Source organism: Rhizobium aethiopicum (genome assembly GCF_014197535.1).
Classification (GTDB): domain Bacteria; phylum Pseudomonadota; class Alphaproteobacteria; order Rhizobiales; family Rhizobiaceae; genus Rhizobium; species Rhizobium aethiopicum_A.
Window position 1 is genome coordinate 79451 of sequence record NZ_JACIFV010000009.1, and the last position, 14237, is coordinate 93687.

The window sequence follows — 14237 nt, forward strand, 5'->3', positions numbered from 1 at the left end:
CTCGAAAGAGGGATTACGCGGGCCGATGACCGGTGCGCGGATCTTTGCAAGAGGAGACCATCCATGAACCGTTCCACTCTCAGCCTCGCCCTCGCAGGCTCGCTCGCCACTGCGATTTCATCCGCTGCCTTCGCCGCACCGCTGCCGGCGGAGAAAATGGTGGGCAAGGAGAAATGCTATGGCATCGCGCTCAAGGGTCACAATGATTGTGCCGCCGGTGCCGGCACGACCTGCGCAGGGACATCGACGATGGATTATCAGGGCAACGCCTGGAAGGCAGTCCCAGCCGGCACCTGCACCAGCATGAACGTCAAGGGGCACATGGGTAAGCTCGAGCCGACGAAAGCCTGACCACGAAAGCGGAGGCCCGATGTTCGGGCCTCCATCTTTTCTCGCCAAACCGGGAGAATGCGATGACTGCTTCGACAACCCGACCTGTCCTGCTGCCGGCGCGGGGCGGCCTCGGCCTAAAGCCCGAGCATTATGACACTATTCTGGCCGATCTGCCGGATGTCGGCTTCTTTGAGGTCCATGCCGAGAACTACATGGGCGCAGGCGGGCCGCCGCATCGCTACCTCGAAGCCATCACGGAACACTATCCGCTGTCGCTGCACGGGGTCGGCTTATCGATCGGTGCGGCGCGTGGGCTCGACAAGGCGCATCTGAAGCGGCTTCGCAGCTTGCTCGATCGCTATCGGCCGCAGAGCTTTTCCGAACATCTGGCCTGGTCGACGCATGACACGGGATATCTCAACGATTTGTTGCCGCTACCCTACACGGCAGAAACGCTGGCGCGCGTCGTCGACCATGTCGACGAAACGCAACAGGCGCTCGGGCGGCAACTGCTGCTGGAAAACCCTTCCACCTATATACTGTTCGCGGACAGTACGATCGACGAAGTGGATTTTCTGGCGACGATCGCTGAGCGGACGGGCTGTGGCCTTCTGCTCGACGTCAACAATGTGATGGTCTCGGCGGTGAACCACCGGCTCGATGCCGCTACCTATATAGATCGTTTTCCGGTCGAGTTCGTCGGTGAGATTCACCTCGCCGGTTACGACGAAACCGTCGACCCCGCCGGCGACCGGCTGCTGATTGACGCGCATGCGACAGCCGTGAAGAGCGACGTATTGGCGCTCTACAAACATACCCTCGCGCGCACCGGCGCACTCCCGACGCTGATTGAATGGGACAATAATGTTCCGGATTTCGCCACACTGTATTCAGAGGCGAAACGTGTGGATGCGATGCTCGCCGCCGAAACGTTTCGCCGCGGCGGGCGCCGGATCCGGGCGGCGTGACGATGGATTTCGCAACCTGCCAAACCGCCTTCGCCGATGCCTTGCTGCATGCCGAGCGGCCGGTGCCGGAAGGCGTCGTCAACGCGCGAGGCAAGCCCGACGCGGCACGCTTTGCCGTACACCGCAACAATGTGTTCGTCGGGCTGACAAAGGCGCTGGCGCAACGCTTTCCGGTAACTGAGAGGCTCGTCGGTTCGGAGTTCTTTGCGGCCATGGCGCGGGCCTACGCTCAGGATCACAAGCCGGCCTCGCCGCTGATCATGGAATATGGCGAGGATTTCCCCGACTTCATCACAGCTTTTGAGCCTGCAGACACGCTTGTCTATCTGCCCGATGTCGCACGGCTCGAGGCCGCCTGGACGGAGGCTTACCACGCCGCCGACAGCGCGCCTCTCGATCTTGCGGCACTCAGAGCCGTGGCGCCCGAGATGCTTTCGGATTTGCGGCTCGTCCCACACCCCTCGGCGCACCTGATCCTGTCGAATTTTCCGGTTGGTTCGATCTGGAGCGCACATCAAGAGGAGATGGTTTCGCCGGTCTCCGACTGGAGCGGGCAAGCGGTCCTGGTCGTGCGACCGGAGATGTCGGTCCATGTTCATGTCCTGCCGCCGCGGGACGCCGTTTTTACAGCCGCCTTGTTCAACGCCGCCACTCTCGGCGAGGCGGCAGAGGCGGCATGTGCGGCTGCCCCGGGATTCGATTTCGGAACGGCGCTGGTCGGCCTTGCAGGTCTTGGCGCGTTCAGCACCCTTCAATAGTATAAAGGAAACTCCACATGAAAACCGAAGTGGCCCCTTCGCACGGCTTTGGCGCTGCCGCTGCCGCCCTCGTCACACGCGCGGAAAGCCTGCTCGCCTCATTTCCCAGGTCACTGCCGCTGCTGGCATTGCGTTTTGCGCTGGCTATTCCCTTCTTCAAGTCGGGGCTGACGAAATGGGACGGCTTCCTGACGCTTTCATCGGGCGCAAGATATCTTTTCGAGCAGGAGTTCAAGCTTCATATCTTCGGCAGCGCAGTCGCCTACCCGTTTCCGCTGACGATGGCGACGGCCGCCGGAATCGGAGAATTGGTCCTGCCAATTCTGCTTATCCTCGGCTTGGCCACACGCTTCGCTGCTCTCGGTCTGCTGCTGATGACGGCGATTATCCAGCTCACCATCCCGGAGGGCTGGGCGAACTTTCACTTGCCCTGGGCGGCAATGGCGCTGGCATTGGTCGTGTTCGGCGGGGGCAAGATCGCGGTTGATCCGTTTGTCTTGCAGCGCCGCAAATGACGCGGCGACCAGACGCCTCATCTCCCTGAGGAGGCGCTCAGCTGGCATGAGGGCCTGCGCCGGAGGGGAAGAGACGGTCATGAGATGTCTCCTGCACGAAAGTGCCGGCAGGCTGGCGCACATCGCCCGAAAGGCTTTAGTCGGCGTCGTCGAGGGACCTTGCCGCGTCAAGCAGAAGCTGCTTCATTTTTTCGCGAACCGTCTGAGCGCTGATCGCGACGCCCGCATATTGCAGGTCGCTGAGAATCTTTCTGAAGACGTGCTCATCTCCTGACTCCAGCAACCCGGCGGAAATGACTTCGTCGAAATAGACGTCGAAGTCATTTCGTCCGATGAGCTCGGCCGCCCAGCGTGCCAGCATCCGGTCGCGCCTAGCTTTGATATGGAACGAACGCTCGAGCTTGACGATGTACTCTTTCTCGAGTGCTTCTTCACGCTCGTCGATGATGCCCATCGTCGATCCTCCCGCTGAGTGGCCGTCAGTCGTTCGAATGTGTCGCATTCGCTGCGCAAGTAAATTCTTGCTTCGGAAACTGCCTGCATGAAGGCCTCTCGCGCCATTTTGCCAGATAATTGCGTAGATCCAAAAGGTTAGGCGGCATGCGTAGCGCCTGTAGACACTCAAAACAGGAGGAGCGACCCCAGAGACAGAATGAGTGCGGGGAACATGACGACGGTTCCGAGTTTTAGAAACGTCCAGGCGCCGATATGCAGGCCTTCGCGGCGCAGGGCAGACAGCCACAAGATCGTCGCCAGCGACCCCGTCACCGACAGATTGGGCCCGAGATCGACGCCGATCAGCACGGCGCCGGCGATCTTGTCGGAGACACCGGCGGCCTGCACCACGCTGCCGGCAAGCAAGCCGGCCGGAAGATTGTTCACGAGGTTGCAGATCACGCCGACGAGCAGGCCCGCCGTGCCGATCGCCTGCGATTGCGAGAACAAGGCAAGCGCAGCCAGCTGATCGGAGAGAATGTTCGTCAAGCCGGTGTGATCGAGAGATTCGACGATGACGAACAGGCCGGCGACCAGCGGCAGAACGCTCCAGCTGATGCCCTTCATCGTCTCGGCCGGGCTTTGACGCGTCAGCATCAGAACGATCGCGGTGGTGATCGTGCCCGCAACAAAGGTCGGCACGCCGAGATCGACATGCACGGCCGACGCAGCGATAAGAACAATGGCCGTCAGCAGGATCCCCCATCCGGCCAGGCGGGCGCTGCGGGAGAGGGGCGGCCGCTGCGTGTCGGCGGCAAGAGTATCTTCTGCAAGGGCGCGGCGCTGCGTCCAGTAGAGGCAGAGGAACGTGGCGACGATCGAAATTATCGATGGCAGCATGAATGTCGACAACCAGCGGGACAGCGGCGGCATATCACCGCCGGCAAAGATCACCAGATTGGCCGGATTGGAAATCGGCAGGACGAAGCTCGCGGCATTGGCGATGAAGGCGCAGATCAACAGATAAGGCATCGGGTCCTTCACCCGCGCCGTCCGGCAGGCGGCATAGACGGCCGGCGTCAGCACCACGGCCGTCGCATCGTTGGAAAGAAAGACGGTGACAACCACGCCGACAAGATAGACGAGCACGAAGAGACGGCGGGGTGATCGTTGGGCGTAGGCGATTGCAATGGCGGCGATCCAGTCGAACAGGCCTTCGCGCCGGGCAAGTTCGGAGAGCAGCATCATGCCGATCAGAAAGAGATAAACGTCGCCGCCCTTGGCGACGCCCGCCAGGGCATCATGGGGTCCGAGCAGGCGGAAGGCGAGCAGGAGCAGGGCGCCGAAAACGGCCCAGATCGCTTCCGGCCACCGAAAGGGACGGACGACGACGGCCATCGCAGTGAGGCCGGCGATCCCCCAGGTCATGGCATGTTCAGTCATTTGCAATCGCGTTCGGTTGGGGCGCGGCAGAACAGCCGCCAAGGTTGATGCAAGAGCTTTTCGGCGATCGAATACATGTTTGGTCGGGCAGTGACAAATCCGTTTGTCTTGAAAAGCCGCAAATACCAGAAGCAGCAGCCCAATCGGCCAGCGGAACAATCACAGCAGGATCTGGTTTAACTCGCACCACGTATCTCCGACGGAGGTGACGATGTGGGCAGTTCTGATTGGTGCCGCTCTCATAATTGGTGGCCTTGTTTTTCTCTTGCGGCCGACGCTTCGTCGAAAGCCGAGTGATCCGCACCTGATGCCGCAAGGCGGCGCCACGCTCGAACCGCGACGCCAAGGCCTGAGGTTCCTCAGCTTGGCGCGGAACTGGCCGGCGCTGGTTGTCATCGCGGTCGGTGCGGTTTTCCTGGTTTTCGGGAGCTACTGGTGACAGACGACAGTTTTGGCCACTCCGCACCGCATCTCTCCCATCAAGACCCGATTTGCCGCCAGTATGTCGCAAGCTTATGCGGACGCCTTGAGAAGGCCTGCAGCCAGAGCGTCGAAGGCCTCGACAGCTTTCGGCAGCACATCCTGCGGCTCGTCACTGGCAGCGATCCAGAGGGCGGCATTCAGAGCAGCGCCGTTGAGCAGCCGGGCGGCTGCTTCCGCGTCGACCGGCTTGAGGGCGCCCTGGACGATAAGGCGATCGATTGTCTGCCTGGTTGCCTGAAGGCAGCTGCTCTGGCTCGGCCATTGCGATGGATCACCCAATACGGCGGGCCCGTCGAGCAGAACGATGCGTTGGACCTCCGGATCAAGCGCCATTTCGATATAAGCCGCGCCTTCTGCGAGCAGACCTTGCCAGTCGTCACCCGCACGGGCGCCAATCTCCTGGGCGCGCGATGCCATTTCCGTGTCGATCTTATCGACAACTGCTGCAAGCAGCCCGCGCTTGTCTCCGAAGTTATGGTACAGCGCCCCCCGCGTCAGGCCGGCTTCGGCAGTTAGCTCGTCCATCGAGGCGGCGGCATATCCCTTCTCGGCAAAGGCTTTTCGGGCAGCCGCGATCAGCTTCGCACGATTTTCCTCCATCGTCTGGCTGCGTTTTTTTGCCATCTCATCTCCAATTTCACATACGGTGCGTATATGAAGCTTGACATACGGCCCGTATGTGGCCTATTTCATATACGCACCGTATATCAGATGGCATAGGGACCTGTGAAGCTCCGCCTGCTGCTCATCCAATGATAGGAAACGAGATGACAATGAACCGACGCGAAGCAATCTTTCCGGCGAACAGACATGCCCTTTACGAGGACCATGGTTATTCGGCCGCCATCCGAACCGGCGATCTTCTGTTCGTCTCCGGCCAGGTCGGCAGCCGTTCCGATGGAACACCTGAACCGGACTTCCAGCGCCAGGTCCGGCTGGCTTTCGAAAACCTCAAGGCGACGCTGGAGGCTGCCGGCTGTAGCTTTGACGACATAGTGGATGTGACGACGTTCCATACCGATCCCGAGAACCAGTTTGAAACGATCATGGCCGTCAAGCAGGAGACTTTCAGCAAGCCGCCCTATCCGAACTGGACCGCGATCGGCGTGAACTGGCTGGCGGGCTTCGATTTTGAGATCAAGGTCATCGCCCGCATTCCGGCATGATCCCACAGGGCTCCCGTTCGGTCCTACTGAGCGAAGAGCTCGGGGATGATCAGGCGCGCATGATCGCGCAGACTTACCGCTTGTTGCTCAGCGATAAAGCGGTAAGGCCAGCGCAGCCTTGTGGTGACCGGACCCCAGTTGCCGATCGCGGCAAGCAGTTTGTCGAGCGCTGCGTTGGAATGGCCGCGGTCACGGCGAAACGGGACGATGTGATCGTCCATGAAGGCGCAGATGCGGCTTTCAATATCAAGCGCTGCGTCGAGATCCCGGTGCATCAGCTCTGTCCAGGCCTGGGCGCCGCGGGGATGAAGACAGGCAACATTCGAAAACGCCCCGGCAGCGACGCCCTGCTTCATGCCGGTTGCGAGATGGTGGCCGGGAATGAACAGCGAAAATTCGGAAAGATGCGCTCGTGCCTGCGAATACCAGGCGTCGTCTCCATCGGCGATCTTCATCCCGACCACTGAAGGGCAGGGGCCGCAAACCTCGCTGAGCTCGGCTGGCGACAGGACACGTTTCGCATGCGGCGGATTGTAAAGGATGAGCGGGATTCCTTCCGCCGCCTCCGACGCGCGCTTCAGGAAATCGGTGGCTTCGAGATTGGTGAGCGGCCACCAGTCGGGAAGGATCACCTGGATCGCCAATGGCTTATGAAGAGTTGCGCGGCGCAGCCGATCGAGCATGATGATCGGATCCGGCTGACAGGCGCCGATGACGAACGGCATTCCGGCCGCGCGGCAACGCGACGCCAGCACGTCCTGAATTCGCTCGTACTCGGCTTCCGTCTGATTGTGGAATTCTCCCGCCGTACCGTTCGAATAGATGCCGTCGACCCCGGCGGCGATCAGTATGTCGATTTCCTCGGCGAGCTTTTCGAAATCGATGCTGTCGTCTTCGGCGATCGGTAAGAGCAGGCTTGCCCAGTTGCCCGCGATCGGGTGGCGCCGGGGTGTGGTGGTCATCGCAAGTCCTTCAGTTCAGGTCATCACGGATGCAGGCCTTGAAATGCCCGGGCTGTATTTCGCGCAGCTCCGGCACGGTCTCGCCGCAGGCGGGCAGGGCATTCGGACAGCGCGTGCGGAAGACGCAACCGCTCGGCGGATTGGCGGGGCTCGGAATATCGCCCTTCAGGATCTGGCGGTCGCGCGGCGCATCGGGATCGGGCGAGGGGATCGCAGAAAGAAGCGCCCGCGTGTAGGGATGCAGCGGCCTGGCGTAAAGCTCGGCACTGGGCGCGATTTCCATGATCCGGCCGAGATAGAGCACGATCACCCGGTCGCAGATATATTCGACGACGGCGAGGTCGTGACTGATGAACAGCATGGTCAGACCAAGGCGCTGCTGCAGGTCGCGCAGAAGATTGATCACCTGCGCCTGGATCGAGACATCGAGCGCCGAGACCGGCTCGTCGGCGACGATGAATTCCGGCGCGAGCGTCAGCGCACGCGCGATGCCGATCCGCTGCCGCTGGCCGCCCGAGAATTCGTGGGCGTACCGGTTGACGGCCTCCGGCGGAAGATCGACCTGTTCGAGCGCCCGGCGGGCGCGTTCCAATCTCTCTCTTGCCGTCCCCAGGCCCTGGATCTTCAATCCCTCTGTCAGGATTTCGCCAATCGTCATGCGCGGCGACAGGCTCGCGAACGGGTCTTGAAAGATATATTGCATCCGCGGCCGCAGACGCCGCATTTCGGATGAGGACAAGGTGGTGAGTTCGGTGCCGTCGAAGCGGACTCTGCCGGCCGACGGTTCGACCAGCCGCAGGACCGATCGGCCGATCGTCGTCTTGCCGCTGCCGGATTCGCCGACCAGCCCGACCACCTCGCCCTTGCCGATATCGAAGGAAATAGCCTGTAGAATTGTCAGTCTGGTCCCGCGGGACGCATAATGTTTGCCAAGGTCGCGGACGGAGAGAAGGGGGTCGTTCATCGGATCTCCTGCCAGCGAATGCAGCGGCTCTGGTGGCACGGATTGACCTCGGCAAGCGGCGGCAGAGCCAGGCGGCAGGCGTCGATGGCGAATTTGCAGCGCGGCTGGAAAGCGCATCCGGCCGGCATGTTCATCAGGCTCGGCACGACGCCGGGAATGGCCGCCAGCCTTTCACCCGCCTGCTTCATCCGGCTTGCATCGCCGAGTTTCGGCATCGAGGCCATGAGGCCGATCGTATAGGGATGTCTCGGATTGCGGAAAACCTCGGCCACTGGCCCGGTCTCGACGATCCGCCCCGCATACATCACCACTACCCGATGCGCGATTTCGGCGACAACGCCGAGATTATGGGTGACGAAGAGCATGGCCATGCCGCGTTCGCGCTGCAGCTTCTGCAGCAGGGCCAGAATCTGCGCCTGGATGGTGACGTCGAGCGCCGTCGTCGGCTCGTCGGCGATCAGCAGCGTCGGGTCGCAGGCAAGCGCCATGGCGATCGTGGCGCGCTGGCGCATGCCGCCGGAGAGCTCGTGCGGATATTGACCGGCGCGGCGCCGGGCATCGGGAATGCCGACGCTGTCGAGAAGGGCGACGGCCGCATCCATCGCGGTCTTCCGGTCCGCCCAGCGATGGATGCGGATCGGCTCGGAAATCTGGTCGCCGATGGTGTAGACCGGGTTGAGGCTCGACATCGGCTCCTGAAAGACCATCCCGACATCATTGCCGCGGATGGCGCGCATCTCGTGTTCGGCGAGCGAGACAAGATTGCTGACGGCGCCGTTCTTGCGCTTCAGATGGATGCTGCCGGCGGCGATCGCACCGATATTGCGGGTCAGAAGCCGCATGACCGAAAGGCTGGTGACCGATTTGCCCGAACCGGACTCGCCGACGAGAGCAAGCGTCTCGCCGGCGGCCACCGTCAGATCGATGCTGTTGACCGCCGTCACTTCGCCCGAGCGGATACGGAAGACGGTCCGCAGTCCCTTGACGTCGAGAATGGTGTCGGCGGTCTGTTGCATGGCGTCCATCAGGGAAGCAGGCCGGTCGCGCGCAGGATTTCGTCGATCCTTGCCGTTTCGGCCTCGTTGAGGGCTGCCCGCGGACGCGGCATCAGCGCCGTATCGATGATACCGAGGCTCTTCATCGCGGCCTTGAAGGCGCCGATGCCGGCGGCGCCGCCGCTGACGCGGCCTGCACCGACCCAGACGATTTCGAAGAGCCGGCAGAGGCGCTCCTGCTCCTTGCGGGCCGCGGCCCAGTCGCCGCGCTGGGCGGCATTCCAGAGCCTGACGTAACCGTGCGGATCGACATTGGCGATGCCAGGCACCACCCCATGGGCGCCCATCTGCAGCGCCGTATCGACGACGATTTCGGAGCCGGTCATCAGGAAGACGTCCTTGTGGTCGGCGAGATCGAGCAGCACGTAACGGAAATTGCCGTCGTCGCCGCTCGAATCCTTGATGCCGATGATCGTTCCCTCTTTCGCAAGCGTCACGCTGGTCTGGCGCTGCAGTTTCACATGCACGCAGACGGGAATGTCATAAGCGATCAGCGGTACGTCGACGGCGTCGCGGATATAGCGGAAGTGATCGATGATCTCGGCCTGGCTGGTGACCGTATAGAACGGCGCCGTGACGACGACCGCGTCGGCGCCGGCCGATTTCGCGGTCCTGGCATGGTTGATGACCCTGTCGGTGGTCGGGTCGATGACGCCGACGATTAGCGGTACGCGACCGTTGATGACCTTGGCCGAATGCTCGATGATCTCCTCCCGGCTCTTTTCGTCATGGAAGATCACCTCGCTGGTCGAACCGAGCACGAACAGGCCATGACATCCGGCCTCGATCAGATTTTCGAGCACCCGGGTGTAGGACGGGTAATCGACCGTGTAGTCCTTGTTCAGCGGGGTTATGACGGGAGGAACGACACCCTTGAATTTGCTCATTTTCGCTTTCTTTCGATCGTCAGTTTAATTCGGCGCGAGGGTCGAAGGCATCGCGAAGACCATCGCCAATGAAGTTGATTGCAAGGACGGCAAGCACCAGGAACCCGCCGGGAAACAGCCACTGCCAGGGGTATTGTTCGAGCACGGCGGTAGAGCGGGCGGCATTCAGCATGTTGCCCCAGCTTGCCGCCGGCGGCGCAATGCCGAGCCCGAGGAAGGAAAGTCCGGCCTCGAGCAGGATGGCATTGGCGATCTGCAGCGTCGCGAAGACGACGAGGATGTCGATCGAGTTCGGCAGGCCGTGGCGGAAGAGGAGATGCGGCAGACCCGCCCCCATGCCTCTTGCCGCCATCACGAAGTCGCGTTCGCGAAGTTCCAAGAGCCGCGAGCGCACCATTCGCGCCAGCAGAGGCCAGGATAGAAGCGAGATGACGAAGACCGTCGGCCAGATGCCGGTGCCGGCGATCGAGGCGAGCACCAGCAGGAAGATGACCGGCGGCAGCGTCATGACGAGATCGACGAACCGCATCGTGACCGCATCTGCAAAGCGGCCGGCAAGTGCCGAGACGGCGCCGATCAGGAAACCGATGATGGCGGAAATGACGGTCGAGGTGAGGGCCACCAGCAGCGAAATGCGGCCGCCGTCCAGGACCCGGGCGAGGATGTCGCGGCCGACCCCATCCGTGCCGAACCAGTGTGTCGGCCCCGGCTGCGCATTCATCGCGATGAGATCGATGTCGTTGGGCTTGAAGCTCCACCACAGCGGATAGGAAAGGATCGCGGCGATCATCAGCGCGATCATGCAGAGGCCGAGCAGGCCGGTCCGGTTGAGCAGGAAGCGATGCAGGGAGCGTACGATCGGGCCCGGGCTGCGGGCAGGGTTTCGTGCCAGCATCGCTTAGCCCACCTTGATCCGCGGATCGACCACCGCATAGGCAAGGTCGGTCAGAAGATTGACGACGATGACGCAGGCGCCGATCACCAGCGTCGAACCCATGATCACCGGATAGTCGCGACCCTCCACGGCATCGACCATGAGCAGGCCCATGCCGGGCCAGTTGAAGACGCTTTCGATGAAGATCGCGCCACCGATCGCAAGGCCGATGGTCGAGCCGATCAGCGTGATGACGGGAAGCAGCGCATTGCGCAAAGCGTGTTTGGTGATGACCCAGAATTCGAAGACGCCTTTGGCGCGGGCGGTGCGCACATAGTCCTGGTTCAGGACCTCCAGCATCGAGGCGCGCATATAGCGCATGATCAGCGCTGTCTGGGCGACGGCCAGCAATGTCGCGGGCAGGATGAGGTGATGGAGAAGGTCGGTGACGGAAAATTCCTGGCCCGGTGTCAGCATGCCGCCGGAGGGCATCCAGTTGAAATAGACCGAAAAGAGATAGAGACCGACAAGAGCGCTGAGGAAGGGCGGGCTGGAAATACCGGTGACTGCGAAGACCGACAGGGACAGGTCGGTGATGGAGTTGCGGCGAACCGCGCTGACGACGCCGGTCGCGATGCCCGCAACGATCGCGATCACGATCGCGGATCCCATCAAGAGGACTGTCGGGCCGACGCGCGAGAGCACGAGGCCGAGCACCGGCTGGTCCGGCCGCTTGATCGAATAGCCGAGATTGCCCGTCAGCGCCTGGCGCAGCCAGCCAAGATACTGCACCGGCAGCGGCTGATCGAGCCCGAGCGTGGCGCGCAGCTCGGCAAGATCCGACGACGACATCGGAATATTGGGGTCGATATAGGCGTCGATCGGATCGCCGGGTGTGAGGCGCAGCATGGCGAAGATCAGCACGCTCAAGGCAAGCAGCATGCCCACTCCGATCAGCAGGCGCCGGAGACTGTATCTCAGCATGAAATCCGTTCCTGTGCGGGCGGCCCACTGCGCCTCGAAAGACGCGCGGGACCGACCTATGCTTCTCGGGATGCGTTACGCCCTATTCGGCGATCGCCCATTTCTCCGGATGCGCCTGATATGGGCCGCCGCCGGGAGCAGGGGTCCAGACGAAGTCCTTCAGCTTGGAGGCGGCGACGCCGTACCGTTTCGCCACCCATAGCGGACCCCAGGGCAGTTCCTTGTTCATCACCCTGCAGACGTCCTGGTAACGGCCGTCGCGCTTTGCAGCATCCGTTTCGGCAAGCGCCGCGTCGAGAGCGGCCGTCAGCACCGGCATGCGCACGCGCGCGACATTCGGGCCGGCCGGCGGGATCTGCTTTTCGTTGAGGCCGACATTGATGCTCCCCGGATCCGGGCCGTTCTGCAGGCCGGCATAGACCATCTGAAATTGTGCGACGTCAGGCGTCGGATTGAGTACGATGCTGTTGTAGGTCGGGGTGTCGACGGCGCGCGGCGTTACGTTGATGCCGACCTGGGCGAGCATCGCCTGGACCGCCGCCATGACATTGGCGGCAAGCGGCGTCGTGTAATAGGTCAGAAGGGTGATCGGCTTGTTGCCGTTGATCTCATCCCAGCCGGCCTCCTTCAGCAGCTGCTTGGCCTTCTCCGGGTCATAGGCATAGGTCTCGATGCCTTTCGGCACCACCTGATCGGCGACATAGGCGCAGTTTGCAGGTTTCGCCGCGCCGCCGTAGAGGCTCTGGATGATTGCATCGCGATTGATCGCGTACATCACCGCCTGACGGACCCGAACATCTTTCCAGATCGGCGAGTCGTGGTTGAAGCCGAGATAGTTGACGACGAAGGAATTGCCTTCGATGACGCGGAAATCCTTATTGTCGTTGAAGGCCTTCAGATCGTTGGAATCGACATAAGTGAACTGGATCTCGCCGGCGCGCAGTGCGGCGATCGCCGCTGCCGGATTGGCGAAATAGCGGTTGATGATCTTTTCGAGCGCCGGTTTGCCGCCGCGGTAGTCGGTGTTGGCGACAAGTTCGACATATTGATCGGTGACATATTTGCTGAACTTGAACGGCCCTGTGCCGATCGGCGCGGTGGACCACCATGTGTTCTTGGCGAGCTGATCGGCAGGGATCTGCGAAAGCGCGTGCTCCGGCAGCATCATCACCTTAGTCAGCGTGTCCATCAGGCTGGCGGACGGGGCCGAGAGCTTGATGACCAGGGTCTTGTCGTCCTTGGCCTCGACCGAGGAAACGGCATTCAGGCGGGCCGCCAGGACGGAGCCGGTCTTGGCGTTCTTGGCGAGCTCGATGGTGAACTTGGCGTCCTTTGCCGTGAAAGGCTTGCCGTCATGCCATTTCGCATCGGCAAGCGTGAAGGTGTAGGTCAATTGGTCGGGACTGACCTCATAGGACGAGGCGAGCTGGCCGACGACCTTCTCGAGCTTCTCGTCATAGGTCACCAGCGGCTCGAAATAGACGCTGAGCCACGTGAAGCCGCCCGTCGCGGCGAGCGGATTGAAATTGCCCTGGAAACCGCCGGGACCGACATCGAAGCCGCCGGACAGCGTGGCTGCCTGCGCGGGGCCGGTGAAGGCCGGGACGACGGTCGTCGCCATCAAAGCAGTCAATGCGATGGCCGATGATAGTCTTTGCAGTCGTTTCATTGTGCTCCTCCCAGATTTGCACTTTTCTTGTTGGCTGCGATCACCCGGGAAATGCCGTCATAATGGCGGTCCAGGCGCTTCTGCGCTTCCGCGACGTCCTTCGCCTCGATGGCATCGACGATCGCCGCGTGATCCCTCCAGGTGGCGACAGGGTCGACATTGTCGAGATTGACGAAATCGGACGCCTTGTAGAAGGCGAGCCAGAACACGTCGATCAGCCGGGCAAGGGTCATGTTGTTCTGGCAGCGGAAGAGTAGGGTATGAAAAAGCTGGTCTTCGTCGGCAAAGGATTGTCCACGCTCCGCATGGACCCGCATGCGCTCCACCGTGGCGCGCAGCTCGGCGATATCGTCGTCGCCGATCATCTCAAGCGTCTTGCCGATTAGCCCGACTTCGAGGGTGCGGCGGATCTCGATCACTTCTTCGATCTGGCGCAAGGCGCCGCCGAGGCCATAAGCGAGATTGTCGAGCAGCGGCTCGAATGAGAATGCCTTTACGAAGATGCCGACACCCCGGCGCGATTCCAGCACACCCAGCGATTCCAGCGCCTTGATGCCTTCGCGCAGGGAATTGCGGCTGACACCGAGTTGGTTCGCCAGGTCGGATTCGGCCGGAAGCAGCGTGCCGGGCTTCAATCCGTTGTCGCTGATATAGGCGCGCAGGCTTTCCTGCACGGAGACGTGGAGAAGAGGCGCACGGGTGAGGGGCTTCATGGATTTCAGCGACATGCGTTCTCATTCG

17 protein-coding genes are annotated in these 14237 nt (G+C 61.9%); 6 read left to right on the forward strand and 11 right to left on the reverse strand.

Going from position 1 to position 14237, the window contains the following annotated elements:
- Positions 1 to 63: 63 nt before the first annotated feature.
- The 4 genes from GGD53_RS14790 to GGD53_RS14805 all read left to right on the forward strand — a co-directional run bounded on the left by GGD53_RS14790 (position 64) and on the right by GGD53_RS14805 (position 2574).
- A complete protein-coding gene (locus GGD53_RS14790) occupies positions 64 to 351 on the forward strand; it encodes a BufA1 family periplasmic bufferin-type metallophore (RefSeq protein ID WP_184457168.1) in 288 nt (95 codons plus the stop codon).
- 62 nt (positions 352 to 413) lie between these two features.
- Entirely contained in the window at positions 414 to 1301 is an 888-nt protein-coding gene (gene bufB / locus GGD53_RS14795) for an MNIO family bufferin maturase (RefSeq protein ID WP_184457169.1), read from the forward strand.
- A 2-nt stretch (positions 1302 to 1303) separates the two neighbouring features.
- Positions 1304 to 2059, forward strand: coding sequence for an HvfC/BufC N-terminal domain-containing protein (locus GGD53_RS14800; protein WP_184457171.1), 756 nt, complete (start codon positions 1304 to 1306; stop codon positions 2057 to 2059).
- A 17-nt stretch (positions 2060 to 2076) separates the two neighbouring features.
- Positions 2077 to 2574, forward strand: coding sequence for a DoxX family protein (locus GGD53_RS14805; protein WP_184457173.1), 498 nt, complete (start codon positions 2077 to 2079; stop codon positions 2572 to 2574).
- A 136-nt stretch (positions 2575 to 2710) separates the two neighbouring features.
- Here the strand turns inward: GGD53_RS14805 and GGD53_RS14810 are convergent, their stop codons facing one another.
- Positions 2711 to 3028: an ATPase inhibitor subunit zeta gene (locus GGD53_RS14810; protein ID WP_184457175.1), complete on the reverse strand. Its 318-nt coding sequence runs from the start codon at positions 3026 to 3028 to the stop codon at positions 2711 to 2713.
- Positions 3029 to 3195: 167 nt separating this feature from the next.
- A complete protein-coding gene (locus GGD53_RS14815; protein WP_184457177.1) occupies positions 3196 to 4452 on the reverse strand; it encodes an arsenic transporter in 1257 nt (418 codons plus the stop codon).
- 211 nt (positions 4453 to 4663) lie between these two features.
- Between GGD53_RS14815 and GGD53_RS14820 the strand changes: the two genes are divergently transcribed.
- Positions 4664 to 4891 carry a hypothetical protein gene (locus GGD53_RS14820; protein ID WP_184457179.1) on the forward strand — a complete coding sequence of 76 codons (228 nt, stop codon included), beginning with the start codon at positions 4664 to 4666 and terminating at the stop codon, positions 4889 to 4891.
- Between the two features lie 74 nt (positions 4892 to 4965).
- On the opposite strand, the gene GGD53_RS14825 is transcribed toward GGD53_RS14820, so the two are convergent.
- Positions 4966 to 5559: a TetR/AcrR family transcriptional regulator gene (locus tag GGD53_RS14825; protein ID WP_184457181.1), complete on the reverse strand. Its 594-nt coding sequence runs from the start codon at positions 5557 to 5559 to the stop codon at positions 4966 to 4968.
- Positions 5560 to 5708: 149 nt separating this feature from the next.
- Between GGD53_RS14825 and GGD53_RS14830 the strand changes: the two genes are divergently transcribed.
- Positions 5709 to 6101 carry a RidA family protein gene (locus GGD53_RS14830; RefSeq protein ID WP_184457183.1) on the forward strand — a complete coding sequence of 131 codons (393 nt, stop codon included), beginning with the start codon at positions 5709 to 5711 and terminating at the stop codon, positions 6099 to 6101.
- A gap of 23 nt (positions 6102 to 6124) precedes the next feature.
- On the opposite strand, the gene GGD53_RS14835 is transcribed toward GGD53_RS14830, so the two are convergent.
- The 8 genes from GGD53_RS14835 to GGD53_RS14870 all read right to left on the reverse strand — a co-directional run bounded on the left by GGD53_RS14835 (position 6125) and on the right by GGD53_RS14870 (position 14224).
- A complete protein-coding gene (locus GGD53_RS14835; RefSeq protein WP_184457185.1) occupies positions 6125 to 7063 on the reverse strand; it encodes a dihydrodipicolinate synthase family protein in 939 nt (312 codons plus the stop codon).
- 10 nt (positions 7064 to 7073) lie between these two features.
- On the reverse strand, positions 7074 to 8027 hold the full coding sequence (locus GGD53_RS14840) for an ABC transporter ATP-binding protein (protein WP_184457187.1): 954 nt from the start codon (positions 8025 to 8027) through the stop codon (positions 7074 to 7076).
- Complete coding sequence (locus GGD53_RS14845; protein ID WP_184457189.1) at positions 8024 to 9043, reverse strand: ABC transporter ATP-binding protein; 1020 nt, start codon at positions 9041 to 9043, stop codon at positions 8024 to 8026. The genes GGD53_RS14840 and GGD53_RS14845 overlap by 4 nt, the downstream gene beginning before the upstream one ends.
- Positions 9044 to 9051: 8 nt before the next feature.
- Positions 9052 to 9969 carry a dihydrodipicolinate synthase family protein gene (locus tag GGD53_RS14850; protein ID WP_184457191.1) on the reverse strand — a complete coding sequence of 306 codons (918 nt, stop codon included), beginning with the start codon at positions 9967 to 9969 and terminating at the stop codon, positions 9052 to 9054.
- A 19-nt stretch (positions 9970 to 9988) separates the two neighbouring features.
- On the reverse strand, positions 9989 to 10864 hold the full coding sequence (locus GGD53_RS14855) for an ABC transporter permease (RefSeq protein WP_184457193.1): 876 nt from the start codon (positions 10862 to 10864) through the stop codon (positions 9989 to 9991).
- 3 nt (positions 10865 to 10867) lie between these two features.
- Positions 10868 to 11827: an ABC transporter permease gene (locus GGD53_RS14860; RefSeq protein ID WP_184457195.1), complete on the reverse strand. Its 960-nt coding sequence runs from the start codon at positions 11825 to 11827 to the stop codon at positions 10868 to 10870.
- 82 nt (positions 11828 to 11909) lie between these two features.
- The gene (locus GGD53_RS14865; RefSeq protein WP_184457197.1) at positions 11910 to 13496 is read right to left on the reverse strand and encodes an ABC transporter substrate-binding protein; all 1587 of its coding nucleotides are present in this window, start codon (positions 13494 to 13496) and stop codon (positions 11910 to 11912) included.
- Complete coding sequence (locus GGD53_RS14870; protein ID WP_184457199.1) at positions 13493 to 14224, reverse strand: FadR/GntR family transcriptional regulator; 732 nt, start codon at positions 14222 to 14224, stop codon at positions 13493 to 13495. Before GGD53_RS14870 ends, GGD53_RS14865 begins: the two co-directional genes overlap by 4 nt.
- Positions 14225 to 14237 lie beyond the last annotated feature (13 nt).